Here is a 20,635-nt window from a genome sequence, read left to right as displayed (position 1 = left end):
AGATGTTATGTTATCCTAAGACCCTCTAAAAGTCAATGTTTTTACTGAACTTTCTCGCTATTTTAAAAATTATTTCTATCAAATTAAGGGGTTTTTGCAGTAGAATCAATATTGTATTATTTTTCGTTGTTTGCGCCTATAGTGTGTTTTCTCATCCTGCTTACTTTTTTTGTTGTGCCTTCTATATTGCAAAACGTCGGCTAACACGGGATATCTGGCTTCAGGCCTTCGGCCTTTTGCCTAACTCCTTTGGAGTTCAGATATCCCGATAACGTTAGATGCAATAAATTTTTTAATGGGATTTTGCAATACAACCACAGTTTTATATACTCTTAGACATAATTTACATATAATATGAAAATTCTACAAATTATGGAAGGACTGGTCATTTTAATGAAAACGGCCATCTTATTGCTAGGAATTATTTTTTGTTTTGGATATAAACGCTGGGGAAGTAAAACATATAATTTTGTCTCTAAATTTGATGAAAGAGTTTTCCAATTGTATTATCTTATTGTTGGGATAATTTTTATAATCCTTGGGATAATATGTCTCATTTTGTTGTAGGGTTTAATAAATAGGTTTAATTATGGAAGGGAAACAAACATTAAAATTAGCAAGCTTGGGCTTAAGAGCAACCGCAGCAATTATTGATACAGCAATTTTATGTGTAATAGAATTACTAATTTTAAGTCCCTTACTTTTCAACCCTACTTATCTTGCCTATTTTAACCAGGAAGTTGGTCCAGAGGGATTTAATATTTTAGCTATAATGATTATGATTCTCCTCTGGTTAGTTTATTTTGTATTACAAGAAGGAATCCTGGGACAAACAATAGGAAAGAAAATAACTAAAATAATGGTAGTAAAAGTCAATGGAGAAAAAGCAGGGTGGCTAAAAGTTCTGCTGAGAAATTTATTTAGATTTATTGATGTATTGGGACCAGCTCCTTATATACTAGGTATGATTTCAATTATGGTTAGTAAAAAGAGACAGCGTATTGGAGATATAGTTGCTAAAACCATTGTTGTAAGACTTTAATCAAAAAACGTGGCAATCAAAATGATAAAAGAAATTTATCAAGAGACACAATATGCAAAATGGTTTATTATCGCGTTACTTGCAGGATGGATTGGAATTCCACTAATTGGAGGTTGTATTGTACTGACTTTTGGAATATCCATACCAATGCGTATCTTAATTTATTTCTGCATTCATATGATTAGGTATTCCGCTTGTAATTTTGTATCTATTTAGGATACAGACATCCATAGATGATACTTATATAATCATTAGGCGTTTGTTAGGTTTAACCAAGAAGAAGATAAAGCTCATTGATATAATCTCTTTTGAGGTTGTAAGTTATGATATCCCAGATATTTTTAGATTTCGCTATGGTAAACATAGGATAGTCCCTTATGTAGTTATCGATTTGAAGGATTTTTTATTGGGCATAGAAGGCAAAGCTGTAAAACTGAAGACGCGAGAAGGAGATTATCTTATAGGAACACAAAATCCAGAACGAATAATAGAAACTTTGAAAACACGGATAGGCGATAAAAAGGAATAGCAAAATCCCTAAAATTTACAACATCTAACACAGCATATACACTTCGGGCTAACGCCCTTGCCCTTCGGGACATTGCTCCCTTCGGTCGCAACGTCGTATATCCCCGGAACGTTAGGCGACATTGGCCACAATAGATAAGGAGTCAAGAAATGACAAATGAAATCAGCATTGCATGCAAAACAGCACTGAAGAGACACCGAGATGCTGCGCTGTGGCGAAACCTGTGGACCATCTTGCTCTTCGCCTTTGGTGCAGCCGTGGTGGTCTTTCTCGTTCTTGCCGTGCTTTTTTTCCTTCGGCAAGACTGGTTACCAGCGGCGCTCACCACACTGGGCACTATTGTGGAAGGCGTAGGCATCAAATGGGTAGCAGACCGCCGCGCCGAGGCCGTCAAAGAGGAAGAAGAAGCCTACGAGGAGGTAGACGAAGAGTGTAAGGATACTACTGCGCCCGACAGTCTCAGGGCCAATCTAATGCTCTTTGGGCGATTCCACTAGTGAGCCAACGGCACTAGCGATATGCTGGTGTTGACTTGTGTCGAGACGATAAGGCCAACGTTATCATCCTGGCGGGTAAGCGAAAGCCTGATGAGGCTTCGTGTCGCTTAAGGCCTCCGGCCTTACCCCAGCTATCGCTGGGGCCAGCGCCACTTCGCCTATCAGGCAGGTAAGCGGTTCGCTTCGCTCACCCAAATTCGCTTACCCGCCAGCACGTTAGGCGCAATTGAACAGAAAAATGAAAGGAGGTTGAAAAGATGAAGAAATATGATCCCAAGGTTACACCCTGGCAGGTGGCAGAGCAGGATTTCCCAAAGGATGGTGCCTTAGAGGAGAAGTTCAAATTCTTGCTCAGGTATGCGATCCTCGCCCCTTCGGGACACAATACCCAGCCCTGGAAATTTAAGCTTTTGCCTGATGGTGTGTTCATTTACGCGGATTACACCAGACGTCTCCCTGTTGTGGACCCTGACGACCGCGAACTGGTCATCAGTATCGGTGCAGCGATTATGAATCTACGGGTCGCTGCAGCGCATTTCGGCTATGCCTGTGATGTGCAGTATCAGCCGAAAGCGAATACACCAGAATTGTTGGCGTCTGCCAGGTTATCCAAAAGTAGTCAAACTGACCCTGAGCTGAAAAAGCTTTTTCCTGCTATCGTTCAACGACGGACCAACCGCATTGAGTACGAAGTGCGATCTTTAGCCGAAGGCGAACTGGAAAGACTTCAGAAGCTCACTACCGGTCAAAAAGCTGCCATTCGTATCATTACAGACAAAACGATACAAACCAGCATTGCGGAACTGGTCTCCCAAGGCGATCGCATTCAGTTGTCTGATCCAGCATTTCGCCAGGAATTGGCGTCTTGGGTTCGTTCCAATTGGACACGGCGAGGTGATGGTATTGCAGCGTACGGTTTTGGAATTCCGGGAATCATCTCATGGATGGGACCTTGGTTTATGCGAACTTTCAACCTGGGGAAACCTCAGGCGAAAAAGGACTATCAATTCGCTAAAGAGGCTATCGCGCTTATCATTGTGCATGGCGAGGACACCAAAGAAAGCCTGCTGGAAGTTGGAGAAATGTTCGAGCGCTTTGTCCTGACAGCTACTTCAATGGGTCTGCAGTATGCCTTCTTGAATCAGCCGGTGGAAGTGCGGGATCAGAGGGCAAGACTGCAGGCAATTTTGGGGCTTGCGGATTGGCCTCAACTCTTATTTCGTATCGGTTACGCCGAGCCGCAAAGACGTGCCATGCCACGGCGTCCACTCGATGCCGTTTTGATTGAAGGATAAATCAAGGAGTACTGCTCGATGAAAAAGAATGCGTTAAATTACCTTGCATGGACATTTGCTGCCAGTGGTCTTTGGGACACCGTCGCAGGATTTCTCTTCATATTTGCTATTGGAACGGGTCGGAGCATCGACAACCCACCGACGCATCCCTTCTACGCTATCTTCCTGGGTTCGTTCTTTTTGTGCTTTGCTTACTTACAATTCCTGTCCGCTTTTAACATCAGACGTTATCTCCTCAACGTAGGTTGTCTGATTATCGGAAGAGTCTTCTACATCGTTCTGTTGTATGCCTATATGCTCTGCGTCAACGATTTTCCAAGCACGTTCTGGTTTACTGGCATTATTGACTCGGCTTTCACGATTCTTTACCTCGTGTTCACCTTGATAAGCGATGAGGTTCGTCTCAGGGACTTGTTCGTTCCCTACCGAAGTGACAGTTGATTTTTCTGCTGGTTAATACTCATCAGTGGAATCAAGATGTCGAGGTTTTCTCAGAATAAACAACAGCGCCTAACAGCGTGTTTGCGGTTCGCTACGCTCACCCAAATGTCTTCGGCACTTCGCAAACACGCATCACGTTATCGGAAATGACCGCAAACTTATAAACGGGTGAAAGACACGCAATGCCTCCTTGGTTTACGGATGAGGGGTTATTGCGACAACAGTGATTTGATTTTTATCAGGGCCATAATACCAAAAAATTCTGTATGCTGCAGGAGTTGATTGTTCAGCGTAGGCCTCAAATACTTTCTCTCCATTCGGTCCTTTCAAGCTGCTGAATTCATGGGTTTTAAGGCTCTTATGTCTTGGATTTGAAGAAAGAAAGCTTATGGCCTTTTTGACTGCTTTGTATCTTTTTTCAAGACCCTTATTAGCCTTAAACCTATTTAGTTGATCTTTTGCTTCATTAGTGAGGAAGATTTCAAACAATTGACAATCCTAAAGTTCATCGAGGTTAAGTTTTGTTATTTTACCTTCAGATGCATCCTTTAACCCCTTTTGAACACTTTCAAGAGCCTCATTGTTTTGGAAAAGCCAAAGTTCTGAGGCTGGAATCTCAACAATTGGCTGTAAAAGGACCTCCCCCCGGTCATTTTTATATAATCGAATCCTTTTATAGCCCTTGAAGATTTTACCAAGAGTGAGTCGGTTTCGGTCATCCATTGTTTTTGTGCCAATCTCTTGGAAATTATCACTAATTTTAATATTATTTTGCATATTGACCACCCCCTTGCTATATTAAAATCAGTATAATATAATTCCCATATTGGGTCAATGGGAATTTCAGATTGACTTGTTAAAAAGGATAGTTGCGGTCCCTTCCGGTAACACAGTACAAACAGCTATTGCCCAAATTGCTTCGCAACTTCGTTTGTGCCGAAGACGTTATCTGAAATGCGTGTCTTTGATGAACGCAGGAGTAGGATAAAATGATGCAACGGATTTATATCGATATGTCTGTCATTGGTGGATGCGAGGATGAAGAATTCTCTAAGTGGTCTATTCAACTTTCGAGGAGTTTCGACAAGGCTTAAGGATTGCTGTTATATCCGACATTACTCGACGAGAGATTGAAGGAGCTCCAGAAGGTGTGAAAAAGGTATTGTTATATCTTCCAGATACTAATGTGGAGAATGTTTTTCTCACAGAGGAGGCAGAAATCCTGGCCCAGAATTATATTGATGAAGGAGTCGTAAGTGTCAGACATATAGCAGATGCCCAGCATATAGCGATTGCATCGGTGGAACGAGTAGATGTACTGGTTAGCTGGAACTTCCAGCAGATCGTGAATCTTGATCGCATCCGTGCTTTTAATTCTGTGAACTTAAAGTTGGGTTATACTATACTAGAGATTAGGAGCCCAAGGGAGGTCATCCATGAAGAAATTTGATGCTGTAAAATTTCAGCGAAAGGTTCGCGAAGAGTTGAGCGAAAAGTATTCCTCCGATCGTGAGGCATTTCTTCGTGAACTCAAAGAAAAATACGGCAACTTGCAAAAACAAAAGGCCGGCACGCACAGCGCCTAACATCCATTGAGAGCGACCCTGTCAAGAGGCAAAGATATCCTTTGATTTTGGCCTCCTTTACTTTTTCCACATCTTCATCGACAATGCAGATCACCCAAATTCGCTCACCCGCCACCCCGTTATATGAAATGCGGGCTTAAACTATTTAAGAGGAGGTCTTAAGCATGGGGCACTTTTTGGACTGGTGGAATCATATACCAGAATATATCAACCCCGATATTGTTAAAATTGGTTCATTTCAACTACGTTATTATGGTTTAATGTATGTTGTTGCCTTTGCTATTGTATATTTGCTTGTTTTGTATAGATTAAATAATGAAAGGTACGAATATCCTAAAGGAATTATACAAAGTTATTTTGTGTGGGCTATTCTGGGAGTTATAATTGGCGGGAGGTTAGGATACGTATTATTCTACGATTTAAAATATTTTGCAGTCAATCCATTAAGGATAGTCTGTCCTTTTAATTTTTCAAAGGGGCTCCACTACATTGGCATTTCTGGAATGTCTTATCATGGTGGAGTCATTGCAGTTATTTTAATTTCTATTTTCTTTTGTCATAAAAATAGAATAAATCTCTGGAATTTTGCCGATCTTCTTTGTCCTGCAATTCCTTTGGGATATACATTTGGCAGAATAGGCAATTTTATCAATGGAGAACTATATGGTCGAGTTACCTCTGTACCCTGGGGAATGTATTTCCCTTTAGACCCAATGCATCAATTACGACATCCCTCTCAACTTTATGAGGCCTTTTTTGAGGGGATATTCCTTTTCATAATTCTTTGGAGTTTGAGGAAAACGAAATGTTTTGACGGTTTTCTCTTTTCTTTATATCTTATTGGCTATGGATTGGTACGGTTTTTTATTGAGTTTGTGAGAGAACCCGATCCTCAGTTAGGATTTATATTAGGGCCTTTTACCATGGGGCAGATTCTTTGTGTTGGTATGATATTGGGAGGTATTTCTATTATACTGATTAAAAGGTCGTACAGGACATAACAGCGGATAAAAGGGAAATTAAAGATTTCCCCAAATCCCGACAAGTCGGGACTTTTTTATCCGCAAAACATTAGGCGAAAGCTTGACCGCTGATTTAACGAAAGGAGGTGCCATGTTTAAGAGATTGCTTTACTCCCTAGTTCTGGGAGGGATAGTTGGGCTGGTATTGGGTACTAATACCCTATATGCCCAATACAGGGAGAGTTGGCATACTGATGAAGCAACTTACTTTATTGGATGTGAAAATACAGATGCTGATGCAGCAAAAGAAGTCGTCTTCTTCTGGAATGAGGGGCCCTCCAACTACCACATCGTAGTAATTGACGGTGTTAGAGGTAAGATGGAATGGGATTCTGGAGAATGGCATTATATTTCTCAGGGCCGATCCGATGTTGGCATTCAGAGCAGGACATACCCCCGCTTGATAGATGTGAATAATGATGGGAAGTATGAAATACTTTTTTATGGGCGAAAATCTGGGTCCGACAATAACGAATGGCATCTTTACGAATACACAGGCAGTTATAAAGGTCTTGGCAAGGAGGAGCCTTCTCAAAAGGTGTACAAGCCCGCGGTCTTCCAGGACTATCCCAATCTGCACTTCTATCCACTCCCCACCTGCGACGAGATAAAGTAGCCTTTCAGCTAGCCTTCAGGCATCGTATTTGCCGCTTGCCATCCACAGACTTCAAGGTAGCCGAAATTTTTGGCCTCTGGGAAATTTTGCCCATTCTTTTGGAGGAAAATTTCACAATTGGTTCATTTCCCCAATTTTCTTGATCGCTAATCTGCCTTTGCCATGTGCCAAAAATTGCTGTACCCCTATAATCTCAGGTCAAAGACCATATCCGCCCCCATGCGTCTCACCTTATAGGAGGATGGTCTGATGGCCTTTTTTAGGTCGTTGATCCCTAGGTCGTTGATCCCCTCCACCCCTTTCCCCAGGATAAGGGGGGCGGTGATGATCACCATCCTGTCGGCCAACCCTTCTTTCAAAAGGGAGGTAATGACCTTCCTTCCCCCCTCTACCAGGATCGAAGGTATACCCCTAGCAGCCAATGCCTTCAGCAGGGATTTCAACTCCACCCACCCGTCTTCGCCCCTTTGAGTTACTAGGACCTCTTTCCCCATTTTTTTGATCTTTTTACATTTCTCTTTATTGTGCCGGTCAGTGGTGACGATGAGGGTATCTCCGCCCTCGCGGAGCACTTGGGCGTTCAGGGGGATGCGCAGTTGGCTGTCGAGGACAATGCGCAGGGGGTTTTTCCCCTTGGTCCATCTCACGGTGAGCAGGGGGTCGTCCGCCAGCGCAGTCCCTATCCCGACCATGACCGCATCGTGCTGGGCCCGCAAGCGGTGGGCAAACCTCCTGGACCTCTCCGAGCTGATCCAGCGGGAGTCACCCTGGGAGGTGGCGATCCTGCCGTCGAGGGACTGGGCATATTTTATCGTGACAAAGGGGAGGCCTGTACGGATGTACTTAAAATAGACCTCATTTAGTCTGCGCGCCTCTTTCTCCAAGATCCCCACCTCTACCTCTACACCATGTTCCCTCAGGATCTCCGCCCCCTTCCCGTTTACCAATGGGTTGGGGTCGAGGGTTCCTATCACTACCCTTCTGATCCCTTCCTTTATCAAGACATCTGCGCAGGGGGGAGTCTTCCCCCAGTGGCAGCAGGGCTCCAAATTGACATAGATGGTGGCCCCTTTTATCCCCCCCATTGCCCTCTTGATGGCGTCTATCTCGGCATGATCGGCCCCAAACCTCCGGTGATATCCCTCGGCGATGACCTCTTGTGCCCGGACGATCACTGCCCCTACCATGGGATTGGGACTCACTTTTCGCATCCCCTTGCGGGCCAGTATCAAGGCCCTTCTCATATACTGCCTATCTTTTGGTGAAAGGGCCATCTTATAACCTCAGGTAGGGGTTAGTGAGCTTTTCCTGGCGGATGATGGAGGTAGGGGCAGGGCCATAATTGTGACCTGGCAGCACCACGGTGTCATCGGGGAGGGTGAAGAGCCGATGGCGGATGGAGGCCTCCAAGGTCTCCCATGATCCTCCTGGGAGATCGGTCCTGCCTACAGAGCCCACAAAGAGGGTGTCACCGGTGAAGATCATATCCTCCAGATAGAGGGAGATACTGCCCGGGGAATGCCCGGGGGTGTGGATAACCTTCAGACTCAACTCCCCCACCCAGATGGTGTCGCCATCCTTCACCACAATGTCCGCTGCGGGGGAGGGCTCTGCCTGAAAGAGGGAGAGGAGGTCGAGTGAAGGGTGGCTCAAGGGGTAACTTTCGGCTTCATGGATGGTGATCTTGGCTCCAGTGCGCCGCACCATCTCCGCATTCCCCATGGTGTGGTCTATATGGGCGTGGGTGTTAAGGATAGAGATGATCTCCATCTCGTGCTGATGGGCGAAGTCGATTAACCTCTGGACGTCGTCTGCGGGATCGATGACCAGGGCCTCCCCTGTCTCCTCATCCCCGATGATGTAACTGAAGACCATGTAGTCCCCCACCTCAAGTTGTCTGATGATCATACTCCTCTGTCTCACCCCTGAGCAAGTAAATCTTTAGAGAGAACGCATAATTCTAAAATAGATCCTATTTGATGTCAAAGGGTTCAAAGGTTGAGCCCAAGGGCTCGGTGTGGTAATATAGCGTAATTTCAGAGTTAAAATTCTGGATCTCCTCTCGTTGAATTGGCGGAATTGAGAGGATTCATGGTGCCAACCTTCGGGCATGGTCTTAGGATTCAAGGGAGTTGTCTCTTACTAGAACCCTGGACCCCTCGGTCCCTGGAATCCTCATGATGATTTTTTGGATCCTTTTTAGCAACTTTTTGCAGAAAAACGATTCAAAGAAATTGAGTCATAAATGATTATCCTTGCCATCGAGAGTTCATGCGATGATACCGGGGCTGCCCTGATAGAGGAGGGCAGAAGGCCCCTCTCCAACATAGTCTCGTCTCAGGATGAGGTCCACAGGAAATATGGGGGTGTGGTGCCGGAGTTGGCCTCAAGACGCCACCTGGAGAACATCGTGCCAGTGATAAAGGGGGCCTTGGAAGAGGCCCATAAGTCATTGGATGAGGTTGATGCAGTAGGGGTGACTCGGGGGCCGGGCCTGGTGGGTTCCCTCTTGGTGGGGATCATGGCCGCCAAGTCCATCTCATATGCCAAGGATATCCCCTTGGTGGGGGTGAACCACCTCATGGGGCACCTTCTGGCCATCTTTTTGGAGGAAGAGGTCCCCTTCCCCTTTATCGGTATGGTGGCCTCAGGGGGGCACACCACTCTCTATGTGGCCGAGGGGTTTACTGCCTTTCGTTTTTTGGGGGGGACCAGAGACGATGCAGCCGGGGAGGCCTTTGACAAGGTGGCCAAGTATCTGGGGTTGGGGTATCCAGGCGGGACGATCATCGAAAGGTTGGCCCGCCGTGGAGATCCACGGGCCATATCCTTCCCGCGGGCTTACATCGCCAAGGATTCCCTGGACTTCAGCTTCAGTGGGATAAAGACGGCAGTGGTGAACTATGTCCGCTTCCATCTCCCTTCCGATGATGGGATGGCCGATATTGCTGCCTCCTTTCAAGAGGCTGTGGTGGATGTGCTGGTGAATAAGATTATCTGGGCAGCGCAGCGATATAAGATAGACAGGGCGGTGGTGTCCGGAGGAGTGGCCTCCAATGGCCGCCTGAGGGAGAGATTGGAGCAAGAAGGCAAAGAGTTTGGTATAAGACCGTACTTTCCTTCACCTCACCTCTGCAGTGATAATGCTGCCATGATCGGGGTAGCAGGGTATCACCTGCTCAAGGCACACAGAAGGGATGGCCTGGATATGAGCGCCCTTTCCCGCTGGCCCTTAGGGAGGGAATAGATCCGTGACCTCATTGGTACGGGAACTGAAAGAGGCGGGGATCTTCCCCAAGAAGAGTCTTGGTCAAAACTTCCTCATAGATAGGGAGGTAGCCCAGAGGATAGTCCACTTGGCCCCTTTGAATCCTGAGGATATAGTGGTGGAGATAGGGCCAGGGCTGGGTGTCTTGACCTTCCCCATGCTCCAGCGGGTAAAGAAGGTGGTGGCCGTGGAATTGGACCGGAAGATGGTGGATTACCTCAGGGATAAGGGGGAAGGGATCACCTCTTTGGTCGTCGTGTATCGTGATGCCCTACAATTTGATTTCCTGGGTCTTGCCCAGGAGGCGGGCAGGAAGTTAAAGGTGGTTGCCAACCTCCCTTATAACATATCCAACCCCATCATCTTCCGGCTCTTGGAGTGCAGGGAGGCCTTGACCTACCTCACCCTTATGCTCCAGCAAGAGGTGGCGCAGAGGATCACTTCCCCCCCGGGTAGCAGGGACTATGGTCCCCTGTCGATTTTTGTCCAGCTTTATACATCCCCCAAGATACTGATGCGGGTCTCCCCTCACGCCTTTTACCCCCAGCCCAAGGTAGAATCCGCGCTGGTGGGATTTGAGATCTTGGAGCACCCCAGGGTGGAGATAGGGGATATGGGGTTCTTCCAAGGGGTGGTGCGGGCCTCCTTCGCCCAGAGGAGGAAGACCATTCTGAACTCTTTGAAAAACTACCCCTTGGCCCTGGGTTCCAGTGAGGAGATCAAGGAGGGTTTGGAGGCCGTCGGGATTGACCCCCGTCGCCGAGCGGAGACCTTGGATCTGGTAGAGTTTAAACGCCTTGCTGAGGCCCTGAGGGAGTTGAATCAAGACGATGATTCTAGCCTCAGCAGAAAGATAGTGGGAACAAGGTTGACTTGAAAGACGTCTGTATGTCCATCTTTCAGGCAGGTCTTAAGGCGGTGGACCCTTATGAGGCCGTGAAGGGGGTCCTTCGTCTCTCCGGAGATGAACTTTGGGTGGGTGAACGCAGGTATCGCCTGGGTGATTTTAGGCACATTTGGGTTGTTGGGGCGGGAAAGGCCGGGGCCCCCATGGCGCAGGCCATAGAGGAGGTCTTGGGAGAGAGGGTGGAGGAGGGGATAGTTATTGTCAAATATGGATACCTCGCCGATCTGGAGAGGATCAAGATCGTAGAAGCAGGCCACCCCATACCCGATGAAGCGGGCCGACGAGGGACTAGGTCGCTGGTGGAGATGGTCAAAGGGTTGGGTGATGGGGATCTGGTCTTCTGTCTGCTCTCTGGAGGGGGGTCGGCGTTGCTCCCCTTGCCGGTGGAGGGGGTGAGCCTTGCCGAGAAGCAGGAGACCACTAAGCTACTGCTGGAGTGTGGCGCCGACATCCATGAGATCAACGCCATCAGGAAACACCTCTCCCGCATCAAAGGGGGAGGGTTGGCCAAATTCGCCTATCCTGCCACCATCGTCTCCCTTGTCCTGTCCGATGTTGTTGGGGATGACCTCGATGTCATCGCCTCCGGGCCCACGGTGGGCGACATGAGCACCTTTGCCGACTGTATTAGGGTGGTCGAGAAATACCACCTGGCTTCCCGGATCCCTCCTGCGGTATGGGGTCATCTACAAAAGGGGGCTGCTGGCAGGGTGGAGGAGACCCCTAAGCCTGATGATCCCGTCTTATGCGAGACCTTTAATCTAATTGTGGGCAGCAACATCCACTGTCTGGAGGCAGCGGCGCGCAAGGCGCAGCAGTTAGGTTATCAGACCCTTGTCCTTTCCTCCTTCATCGAGGGAGAGACCAGGGAGGCGGCCAAGGTACACGGGGCCATCCTCAAGGAGGTCCTTCGTTCTGGCAGGCCCCTTACCACTCCAGCCTGCCTCATATCCGGGGGGGAGACAACGGTGACTATCCGGGGAAGGGGAAAGGGGGGGAGGAACCAAGAATTCGCCCTCGCCTGTGGCATGGAGATCGCGGGATGGGAGGGAGCAGCCGTATTCAGCGCCGGCACCGATGGCACCGATGGCCCCACCGATGCCGCCGGGGCCTTTGCCGATTGGAGAACGGTGGGCAGGGCCCTAGAGATGGACCTCGATCCCGGTGCCCATCTCAAGGAAAATGACTCCTATCCATTCTTTGAGAGGCTCGGTGACCTCATCATCACAGGCCCGACCAACACCAATGTGATGGACATAAGGATACTCATCGCGGTATAAGATGTCCTTTCAATATCCGCAAGATCTCCTCCCCCCTTTCGGGTGAGAGGGTACCCTTTTTGAGCCCTACCTCAACGGTAAGGCGGGAGATACTGCAGTATATATCAATGAACTTGGGATCCAATCCCTTCAAGGCCTCCAGGTGTCCTCTTACCACGTTTGTATCCCCCCTAGCGATGGGCCCAGTCAGGGCCTTGACCGGCCCTAACTTCTCTATGTTATTTACCGTCCCTTTGATCAAGGGGAGCAGGGCATGGGAGGCGTCATCTTGAGAAATACCAATGGCCTCAAAAAATTTGTAACTTAAGTAGGCAAGGGTGACCAGGAAGTTGGAGGCCACCACAGCCGCCGCATGGTAAAGGGGCTTATGCCGGGTGTCGATGGACAAGGGTCTTCCCCCCAACGTCTTTACCAACTCCATGAGTGGAGGGATGGCCTCTCTATCCCCCTCCAGGCAAAAGATTGAGGAGGGGATGATCTTCACCGCCTCTTCGACATCGGCGAAGCTCTGCAGGGGATGAACTGATGCGATCAGGGCCCCTCTCTCTTTGGCCCTACGTAGGATGGTAGAGGGGAGGGCCCCACTGGTATGGACCACTATCTGCTCGGGGCGGAAACCCTCCTTGCTGGCGATCCCCTCGCAGACCTCCTGGATGGCGCTGTCCGAGGTGGTGATAAAGACCATGTCTGCATCCGGTACGATCTCCTCTGGGGTAGTGGTGGCCCGGACACCACTTTCCAGGAGGGAAGCCGCCCTTTGGGCGGATTCCTGTCTCCTGCTGGCTATACCTACTATAGAATACCCCTTTTCCTTCAAGAGATAGGCCAAGGCCGTACCTACCACCCCTGCCCCTACAATGGCTATCCTATTCTCCTTCATTTCCTCCCTTCCTTTGTTACACTGGAGACCTGCAGTCTCATATCGCCCTGGCCACGGTCAAAACAGCCACACTCTTGGCCCCCCCATCCAGCAGGGTGCGGGCGCACTCGTTGACTGTGGCCCCTGTGGTGTAGACATCGTCCACCAGCAAGATGGATTTCCCCTCTATTTCTTCATTTTTGTCCACATGAAAGGCCCCCTTTACGTTTTTTCTCCTCTCCTTACCCTTGAGGGTGGTCTGAAAGGGGGTATTTTTGATCTTTTTCAGTGCCCTTTCCGGATAAGGGATCCCCGTCCTTTTGCTCAGTTCCCTGGCCAGGAGGAGTGCCTGGTTGAACCCCCTTTCCCTCAACCTCTGGATATGGAGGGGTACGGGGACGATCAAATCCACCGGGTAATCCCGGGAGAGGGTTTGGAGGGTTGGGTACAGTAAGTCCCCAAAGACCCTCAAGAGGGGGAATTCATGCAGATATTTGAACCTATGTATTGCCTCCTTTAACGCCCCTTCATAGAGGCCGCAGGAGCGATGGACCTCGAAATGCCATCTCCCCCTAAGGCAGCGGCTGCAGAGGTGGACCTCCTCATCCTTCAAGGAGAAGGGGAGGCCACAGCGGGGGCAATAGGGGGGGTATATGGGCCTTATGTCCTTTTGACAATCTGGGCATATGAGGAGGTCTTCCCCCTTTCCGCCGAGGGGGATTTGGCAGATGGGTCAAACTGGTGGAAAGATGAGGTTCAAAAGCCACTGAAGGGTTGGATAGAGCCCCACTTAAAAATCCCAGGCCATCAACTGAGAGGAGAGGGGAGAAAGGGGCACCTTGATCTCCTCTTGGGTGCATACGACAAAAGTACCCCACTGGCCGCACTTCGGGCAGGAGGGGAGCCAGTCATTGACCTCCTTCTGGCAACTAGTACAGCGGTAGGGGATATGGACTCCCCCCTCCAGTTCAAGCCCCTTCCGATATTCTTCTGCCGCCTGTTCATAGTCGGCTCGATGGGAATATACCTCGGCCAACAAATAGTGATAAGAGGGGTGATCGGAGAGGGTTGCCCCCATCTCCTTTAACCTCCCCAGGGCCTCATCGATCATCTCCAGTCGCAGGCAGAGCCGGGCGTAGAAGAAGGGGATGACGATGTTATCGGGGTTCTTCTCCATGGCCTCCAGATAGAGGTGGATAATCCCCCGGGGGTCTTCTTGGGAGAGGTAGAGGTCCTCCAATTTGTTCAAAAAGATGATCTCACGGCTCCATTCAAACCCCTTTTGCCAGACCTTGATAGCCTCTTTGATCTCCCCGGTGCGGCGCAGTAATTCTCCTAGCAGGACCTGGGGTGGGCTAAAGGAATGATCCTCCTTGATGATCTCCTTCAACTCCTTTATCCCCTTATCTTCCTCCCCCCTTTCCGCCATAAGCCTGGCGTGCTCATATCTCAGACCATGTTGAAGCTTCCTTTCCCGTTCGATCTCCTCCTCTGGGCTCATCTTGATGATCTTTCTCTCTAGTTCCAATGCCAGGTCCCATTCCCTTTCATCGATATAGATGTCCCTCAACTCCCGCATCGCCTCCAGGTTGGAAGGATAAAGGGTGATGATCTCTTGGAGGGCCTTGATGGCCCCAGGGGATTCCTGAGTCTCCTTGTAGATCTGGGCCTCCTTGAAGAGGATCTCAAGTTGGTCCTTCTTTAAGTCCTTGGCCTTTTTTAGGGTTTCAATGGCCTCCTGGGGCCTTGCCCCTTTTTGATGGATCTCGGCAAGTTTTAGGTAGGCCTCGGGGTCATCAGGCCTCTTCTTCAGGTACGCCAAGATCTGTTTCTCGGCCTTGGGCAAGTTACCTTTAAACAGGGCGTCTGTGGCCAGGTAAAACCTCTGCCATAGTTGTTCCCTCTCCTTTTTATCTTTGCGCTCTTTAAAGCTCCTCCTGACGTCCTTGGCCAGATAGATGAGGAAGGTTATCAAGGTCCCCACAAAGAAGGAGCTTATGAGCAAGATGGAGAGGGAGGTATCCAGATAGCTCCCCTTGAGATATTGAAATTTGACACTCAAAGGGTTTAGGTAAGAGATGTAGATAAATAGTCCCGCAAAAATGGTGACAAAAAGAAAAAAGAGCCTGATAAACATAGATCTTCCCCCTTTATCTGTGATAGGGCCTATTTTGGATGATAGATAGGGCCCGATATACCTGTTCCAGGAGGATGAGTCTGGCCAACTGGTGGCTGAAGGTCATGGGGGAGAGGGAGAGGATGGTGTTGCATTTCTCCCTCCAACCAGAACCAAAGCCATCAGCCCCCCCTACCAGAAAGACGGCCTCCTTTATCCCCCGCCCCATGAGCCCGTGGAGAAATTGGGCGAATTCTGGCGAGTTAAGGCCTTTTCCTCCCTCCTCTAGGCCGATGATATAGCTTCCCCGGGATAGATGGTTGAGGAATTTAGAGATCTCCCCATCCTTTTTCCCGTAGAGTACCGCGACAGGGAAGGATCTATTTATCCTGGCCACATAATCCTCTATTCCCTCTTGGAATAGATCTGCTCTCTCCCTCCCCCTAAAGAAGAATTTGAACTTCAACCCTTTTCCTCTGGTGGATTTATCCTCGGGGCCTCTATCCAGAGGCCTTCTAGATCGTAGTAAAGCCGAACTGATTCGTAAAAGATGTGAATGACCAAGTCTTCATAATCCATGAGGACCCATCTCCCCTCCCTCATCCCTTCCGTCCCCAGGGGGCGAACCCCTTTCTCCCTCACCTTCTCTTCGATAGACTGGGCGATGGCCTGGACCTGCCTGTCAGAACGACCGCTGCAGATGAGGAAATAATCGGTGAGGGAGGAGATCTTTTTGAGTTCCAAGATGGTTATATCAAAGGCCTTCCTCTCCAGGGCAACCTTTGCGCAGAAAATCGTTTTTTCCTTGGAGTCTTTAAAAACCTCTTTCATACAAACCCTAATGAGGGTTTGTCCTCACCCCCGTCCATGAAAATGCCCCGGTCCTTCCTTTGGCTCTCCGTTGAGGGGGCTGCCCCCTCAAACTCCCCCGAAAGAGCAAATTCCTTTTCGGGGGTTTCAGGGCCGATGCATCGGCCCTGAAGTTAAGTTTGAAAAACCTAAAGTCCCGACATTGCTTTTGACCTCAATATCTACCGTGAATTATTTTCACGGTAAATACTATAGCAAAGGAAGATTGAAAGTTAAAGGGATATATTTCATCCCTGATAAAGTCCGTGTTTTTCTATATACTCCTCCACCTCTTTGGGGACCAGGTACGTGATGGATCTCCCCTCCTTGATAATCCTCCTGATCTCTGTGGAGGAGATTCCGATGGGGGTCACCCCATGCAGATAGAGGGAGTGGCCTGATGGGTGGAGGAAGCAGTCTTCTTTAGGCTCCTTCCGGAAACCTTCGGATTTTAACACCCTTGCCCTCAAGGGATCAAAGTTTGGACGGGAGATTACGATAAAGTCGCACAAGGTGAACAGTTGCGGGTAATCCCTCCAGGTCTCTATCTCACAGAAGGCGTCGGCGCCCAAGATAAAAAAGAGCCTTTCCCCCTCTCCAAGGTTGCGGTGATAGTAAGAGATGGTCTCTATGGAATATGACTTTCCCTCCCGCTTTATCTCTACGTCAGAAAGGGCGAAGCAGGGGGTATCGGCAATGGCCACTTTTACCATCTCCCAGCGGTGCCTGGTGGAGATGCTGGGGCGATCCAGCTTATGGGGAGGGGTGGCGGCCAGGACAAAGATCACCTGGCTGAGGCTAAAGGCCTCACATACCTCTTGGGCACAACGAAGGTGCCCCACATGTATTGGGTCAAAGGTTCCACCAAAAAGTCCTATCCTCTTCTTTCCCCTCCTAAGAGGTCCTGATCTGTCCATTCCCATAGATGATGAACTTGGTGGTGGTGAGGTCTTCAACCCCCATGGGGCCGAAGGCATGCAGCTTGGTGGTGCTGATCCCTATCTCCGCCCCCAACCCTAGCTGATACCCATCGCTGAACCTGGTGGAGGCGTTGACCAAGACGGTAGAGGAATCGACCTCCCTCAGGAATCGTTGGGCGTTACCGTAGTCCGAAGTGATGATGGCCTCGGTGTGCCTGGAGCCATATTGTTCGATATGCCGAATTGCCTCCTCAATATTATCTATTACCCTTACAGCCAGGATCAGGTCCAGGTATTCAGCATACCAATCTTCTTCCCTTACCTCCTTCACCCCCGGGAGGATTTGACGCGTCCGGCCACACCCCCTTATCTTCACCCCTGCCCCCTGTAGCCTTTCTGCCATCGGAGGGAGGAAACGGGGTGCTATGTCCCGATGGACCAGCAGGGTCTCCATGGCATTACACACCCCCGGCCTTTGGACCTTGGCATTGTAGCAGATCTCCAGTGCCATCTCCATATCCGCCGAGGCATCGATAAATATGTGACACACCCCCTTATAATGCTTTATCACCGGGATCCGGGAGTGTTCTACCACGAAACGGATCAGACCTTCTCCTCCTCGGGGGATGATGACATCGATGAATTCCTCTAACTTCAACATCTCCTCTACAGTCTTCCTCTCGGTATTGGGGACCACCTGTACAGCCTCAGGGGGGACACCCGCCTTCTCCATGGCCTCTTGGAGGATGCGCCCCAGGGCCCGATTGGAGTGGATCGCCTCAGACCCTCCGCGCAGGATCACGGCATTGCCCCCTTTGAGGCACAATCCCGCTGCATCGGCGGTGACGTTAGGTCTTGCCTCGTAGATGACTCCGATTACCCCCAAAGGTATCCTCATCTTTCCCACCCAGAGCCCGTTGGGTCTACGCCACATCTTCACCACCTCCCCCACGGGGTCTGGTAGTAGAGATATCTGGCGCAACCCCTCAGCTATCTCCTCGATCCCCCCCTCGGTGATGGCCAACCTGTCCAGCATGGCCTTGGAGAGGCCCTTGCCCTCGGCATATTCCAGGTCCTTTCGGTTTTCCAGCAGCAAAAATTCCTTCTTCTCCATCAGATCCTCTGACATCATCAACAATGCCCTATCCTTCACCTCCGAGGGGAGCCTGGCCACCTGTAATGAGGCCTCTCTGGCCCTTTGGGCAATCCTTTTGATCTCTTTCTCAATATCCATCACGGCCTCCTATAGGATTACCAGATTGTCCCTGTGTATTACCTCATCAGTGTATTTATATCCCAACACCTCTTCTATCTGCGAGCTCTGTTGCCCCATGATCTTTCTCAATTCGTAGGAGTCATAATTTACCAACCCCCGCGCAAGCTCCTTGCCCTGGGGGTCAAGACAGGATACGGGGTCTCCCCTGCCGAAATCCCCGTCCACCGCGATGATCCCAGAAGGCAGCAGGCTTTTCCCCCCTTTCACTATCGCTTTCTGCGCCCCCCTGTCAAGTTTTAGCCTCCCTTTAGGTCGTAGGGTAAAGCCTATCCATTGTTTTCGCCCCTTTAGTTTTTCGCTGTGGGCCAGAAAGAGGGTCCCTATCAGTTCTCCTGTAAATACCCTCTCCAGAACCCCCTGGGCCCTGCCGCTGGTCACCACCGTGGGCACACCAAAACGGGCGGCAAGCTTTGCTGCTCCTACCTTGCTCACCATCCCCCCGATGCTGATCTCTGTCTGTGATCCCTTGGCCATTTCCTCTACCTCTTTATTCACCTTTTTCACCAAGGAGATGAGCTTTCCCCCTCTTTGCGGCTCACCATCGTACAGACCCTCAGTGTCGGTTAGGATGAGCAGGAGATCTGCGTCCACCAAAGAGGTGACCAGGGCGCCCAGCAGGTCGTTATCGCCAAACTTGATCTCCTCCACTACCACGGAGTCGTTCTCATTGATGATGGGGATTACCCCCATGTCCAACAGGGTCAGCAACGTATTGCGGGAGTTGATGTACCTTTTCCGCTCCCTCATGTCTTCATGGGTGAGAAGAACCTGGCCCACCTTAAGCCCCCAGGGGGCAAAGGCCTCCTCATAGACATGCATGAGGGTACTTTGGCCTATAGCTGCAGCGGCCTGCAGCTCGGAGATGGTCTTGGGCCTCTTTTTGATATTTAATCTTTCCATTCCCGCCGCGATGGCCCCTGAAGAGACCATCACTATCTGCCTCCCCCTTTTCTTGAGCCAGGCCAACTCCTCCGTCAGCCTGTAGATGGAGTCTTTGTTTAGACCTGTGCCCAAGGAGACGAGGAGGCTGCTGCCTAGCTTTATCACCGCACGGCGCACATCCCGCATTATCTCATTCCTCAGCTCCCTCTCATCCATGGGCCTCTCCCCTTAATCCTTCCCATCGATAGCCTATTTCCCGCACCAACTCGTTCACCCCTTCTCCAGTAAGGGCGGAGATGGGAAAGAGCTCCACCCCGTTGCCTTTGAAGGACCTCCTGATCTGGGGTATCCTCCTCCTCACCTCAGACAGATCTATCTTATTTAATACGGCCAGTTGGGGCCTCTCTAAAAGGGAGGGATGGAATGTGCCCAGTTCTTCGTTGATCTCCTCAAACTGACGCCACGGGTCCTCTTGGGGATCAATGGAGATGTCCAAGAGGTGGACGAGGAGAATTGTCCTTTCGATATGACGCAGAAACCTACTTCCCAATCCCGCTCCCTGATGGGCCCCAGCGATGAGTCCGGGGATATCGGCCATTACGAAACTTTTGAATTCCTCATAGGAGACCACCCCCAGATGGGGGGTAAGGGTGGTAAAAGGGTAATCTGCTACTTTGGGGCGGGCGGCGGATATCTTCCTCAGGAGAGTGGATTTGCCCACATTGGGACGACCTACTAATCCCACATCGGCGAGGAGCTTGAGCTCCAGTTTGAGCCACCTCTGCTGCCCCTTTTCCCCAGCTTCAGCGAATCGAGGGGCCTGACGGGTTGAGGTAGCAAACCTGGCATTTCCCCTTCCTCCCCTTCCTCCCTCTGCCGCCAGATACTCTTCCCCCTCTGCCGCGAGGTCCTTCAGGATCTTACCTGTTTCCACCTCCTTTACCACCGTGCCAACTGGGATGGGGATGATCAGATCCTTACCGCTTTTGCCGTGCTGGTTTTTCCCTCGTCCATGGGCTCCATTTTCGGCCCTATAGCTCTGCTGATACCTCAGGTCCAAGAGGGTGGACAGTGCTTCCTTGGCCACCAAAATTACATCCCCCCCCCTGCCGCCGTCACCACCGTCCGGTCCCCCTCGGGGGGTGAACTTCTCCTTTCGAAAACTCACACATCCCCTCCCCCCATCACCCCCTTTGACCCAGATCTTGACATCATCGATGAGTTGCATGACAGCAAAGGGAAGGGGGATT

The 20,635-nt window shown here is 50.0% G+C and carries 24 protein-coding genes and 1 pseudogene; 12 read left to right on the top strand and 13 right to left on the bottom strand.

Translation table 11 applies throughout. The features are described from left to right. Positions 1-589: 589 nt before the first annotated feature. From JRI46_04010 to JRI46_03990, 5 genes are all read left to right on the top strand, one after another. Positions 590-1,042, top strand: coding sequence for an RDD family protein (locus JRI46_04010; GenBank protein MBW2038747.1), 453 nt, complete (start codon positions 590-592; stop codon positions 1,040-1,042). 259 nt (positions 1,043-1,301) lie between these two features. Further along, complete coding sequence (locus JRI46_04005) at positions 1,302-1,571, top strand: hypothetical protein (protein ID MBW2038746.1); 270 nt, start codon at positions 1,302-1,304, stop codon at positions 1,569-1,571. 149 nt (positions 1,572-1,720) lie between these two features. Further along, positions 1,721-2,068, top strand: a complete 348-nt coding sequence (locus JRI46_04000) for a hypothetical protein (protein MBW2038745.1) — start codon at positions 1,721-1,723, stop codon at positions 2,066-2,068. A gap of 257 nt (positions 2,069-2,325) precedes the next feature. After that, the gene (locus tag JRI46_03995) at positions 2,326-3,363 is read left to right on the top strand and encodes a nitroreductase family protein (GenBank protein ID MBW2038744.1); all 1,038 of its coding nucleotides are present in this window, start codon (positions 2,326-2,328) and stop codon (positions 3,361-3,363) included. 18 nt (positions 3,364-3,381) lie between these two features. Beyond that, on the top strand, positions 3,382-3,804 hold the full coding sequence (locus tag JRI46_03990; protein MBW2038743.1) for a hypothetical protein: 423 nt from the start codon (positions 3,382-3,384) through the stop codon (positions 3,802-3,804). 195 nt (positions 3,805-3,999) lie between these two features. Here the strand turns inward: JRI46_03990 and JRI46_03985 are convergent, their stop codons facing one another. Continuing rightward, positions 4,000-4,293: a hypothetical protein gene (locus JRI46_03985; protein ID MBW2038742.1), complete on the bottom strand. Its 294-nt coding sequence runs from the start codon at positions 4,291-4,293 to the stop codon at positions 4,000-4,002. 9 nt (positions 4,294-4,302) lie between these two features. Beyond that, positions 4,303-4,581, bottom strand: coding sequence for a hypothetical protein (locus JRI46_03980; protein ID MBW2038741.1), 279 nt, complete (start codon positions 4,579-4,581; stop codon positions 4,303-4,305). Positions 4,582-4,793: 212 nt separating this feature from the next. Here JRI46_03980 and JRI46_03975 point away from each other — a divergent pair. From JRI46_03975 to JRI46_03960, 4 genes and pseudogenes are all read left to right on the top strand, one after another. Continuing rightward, positions 4,794-5,254 (top strand): annotated as a pseudogene (locus tag JRI46_03975) (PIN domain protein). Continuing rightward, positions 5,241-5,390: a hypothetical protein gene (locus JRI46_03970; protein ID MBW2038740.1), complete on the top strand. Its 150-nt coding sequence runs from the start codon at positions 5,241-5,243 to the stop codon at positions 5,388-5,390. Before JRI46_03975 ends, JRI46_03970 begins: the two are co-directional and overlap by 14 nt. 164 nt (positions 5,391-5,554) lie before the next feature. Then, complete coding sequence (locus JRI46_03965; protein ID MBW2038739.1) at positions 5,555-6,391, top strand: prolipoprotein diacylglyceryl transferase; 837 nt, start codon at positions 5,555-5,557, stop codon at positions 6,389-6,391. A gap of 112 nt (positions 6,392-6,503) precedes the next feature. Further along, positions 6,504-7,028 carry a hypothetical protein gene (locus JRI46_03960; GenBank protein MBW2038738.1) on the top strand — a complete coding sequence of 175 codons (525 nt, stop codon included), beginning with the start codon at positions 6,504-6,506 and terminating at the stop codon, positions 7,026-7,028. Between the two features lie 185 nt (positions 7,029-7,213). Here JRI46_03960 and ribD read toward each other — a convergent pair whose 3' ends face one another. Both ribD and JRI46_03950 read right to left on the bottom strand, forming a co-directional pair. Next, entirely contained in the window at positions 7,214-8,302 is a 1,089-nt protein-coding gene (ribD, locus tag JRI46_03955; GenBank protein MBW2038737.1) for a bifunctional diaminohydroxyphosphoribosylaminopyrimidine deaminase/5-amino-6-(5-phosphoribosylamino)uracil reductase RibD, read from the bottom strand. Between the two features lies 1 nt (position 8,303). After that, positions 8,304-8,936 carry an MBL fold metallo-hydrolase gene (locus JRI46_03950; protein ID MBW2038736.1) on the bottom strand — a complete coding sequence of 211 codons (633 nt, stop codon included), beginning with the start codon at positions 8,934-8,936 and terminating at the stop codon, positions 8,304-8,306. Positions 8,937-9,273: 337 nt separating this feature from the next. Between JRI46_03950 and tsaD the strand changes: the two genes are divergently transcribed. The 3 genes from tsaD to JRI46_03935 are packed head-to-tail and all read left to right on the top strand — an operon-like array spanning position 9,274 to position 12,483. Beyond that, positions 9,274-10,275 carry a tRNA (adenosine(37)-N6)-threonylcarbamoyltransferase complex transferase subunit TsaD gene (tsaD, locus tag JRI46_03945; GenBank protein MBW2038735.1) on the top strand — a complete coding sequence of 334 codons (1,002 nt, stop codon included), beginning with the start codon at positions 9,274-9,276 and terminating at the stop codon, positions 10,273-10,275. A gap of 4 nt (positions 10,276-10,279) precedes the next feature. Continuing rightward, the gene (gene rsmA, locus JRI46_03940; protein ID MBW2038734.1) at positions 10,280-11,173 is read left to right on the top strand and encodes a ribosomal RNA small subunit methyltransferase A; all 894 of its coding nucleotides are present in this window, start codon (positions 10,280-10,282) and stop codon (positions 11,171-11,173) included. An 11-nt stretch (positions 11,174-11,184) separates the two neighbouring features. Then, entirely contained in the window at positions 11,185-12,483 is a 1,299-nt protein-coding gene (locus JRI46_03935; GenBank protein ID MBW2038733.1) for a glycerate kinase, read from the top strand. Here the strand turns inward: JRI46_03935 and JRI46_03930 are convergent. The 9 genes from JRI46_03930 to obgE all read right to left on the bottom strand — a co-directional run bounded on the left by JRI46_03930 (position 12,470) and on the right by obgE (position 20,613). Continuing rightward, positions 12,470-13,363: a DUF2520 domain-containing protein gene (locus tag JRI46_03930; protein ID MBW2038732.1), complete on the bottom strand. Its 894-nt coding sequence runs from the start codon at positions 13,361-13,363 to the stop codon at positions 12,470-12,472. The genes JRI46_03935 and JRI46_03930 overlap by 14 nt on opposite strands. 37 nt (positions 13,364-13,400) lie before the next feature. Further along, entirely contained in the window at positions 13,401-13,955 is a 555-nt protein-coding gene (locus JRI46_03925; protein MBW2038731.1) for a ComF family protein, read from the bottom strand. A gap of 177 nt (positions 13,956-14,132) precedes the next feature. Then, positions 14,133-15,479, bottom strand: coding sequence for a DUF1049 domain-containing protein (locus tag JRI46_03920; protein ID MBW2038730.1), 1,347 nt, complete (start codon positions 15,477-15,479; stop codon positions 14,133-14,135). Positions 15,480-15,492: 13 nt separating this feature from the next. Then, a complete protein-coding gene (locus JRI46_03915) occupies positions 15,493-15,924 on the bottom strand; it encodes a 23S rRNA (pseudouridine(1915)-N(3))-methyltransferase RlmH (protein ID MBW2038729.1) in 432 nt (143 codons plus the stop codon). Then, entirely contained in the window at positions 15,921-16,289 is a 369-nt protein-coding gene (gene rsfS, locus JRI46_03910; GenBank protein ID MBW2038728.1) for a ribosome silencing factor, read from the bottom strand. Before rsfS ends, JRI46_03915 begins: the two co-directional genes overlap by 4 nt. A 266-nt stretch (positions 16,290-16,555) precedes the next feature. Continuing rightward, positions 16,556-17,224 (bottom strand): nicotinate-nucleotide adenylyltransferase, encoded by a 669-nt coding sequence (locus JRI46_03905; GenBank protein MBW2038727.1) that lies wholly within the window; start codon positions 17,222-17,224, stop codon positions 16,556-16,558. Then, positions 17,202-18,461 carry a glutamate-5-semialdehyde dehydrogenase gene (locus tag JRI46_03900; GenBank protein MBW2038726.1) on the bottom strand — a complete coding sequence of 420 codons (1,260 nt, stop codon included), beginning with the start codon at positions 18,459-18,461 and terminating at the stop codon, positions 17,202-17,204. Before JRI46_03900 ends, JRI46_03905 begins: the two co-directional genes overlap by 23 nt. Positions 18,462-18,470: 9 nt before the next feature. Continuing rightward, on the bottom strand, positions 18,471-19,586 hold the full coding sequence (proB, locus tag JRI46_03895; protein MBW2038725.1) for a glutamate 5-kinase: 1,116 nt from the start codon (positions 19,584-19,586) through the stop codon (positions 18,471-18,473). Between the two features lie 7 nt (positions 19,587-19,593). After that, complete coding sequence (gene obgE / locus JRI46_03890) at positions 19,594-20,613, bottom strand: GTPase ObgE (protein MBW2038724.1); 1,020 nt, start codon at positions 20,611-20,613, stop codon at positions 19,594-19,596. Between the last annotated feature and the right edge of the window lie 22 nt (positions 20,614-20,635).

The organism is Deltaproteobacteria bacterium (assembly GCA_019308925.1).
GTDB lineage: Bacteria > Desulfobacterota > B13-G15 > B13-G15 > RBG-16-54-18 > JAFDHG01.
Note: the sequence above shows the minus strand (reverse complement) of the source record. Positions and strands in the feature narration are given on the sequence as shown.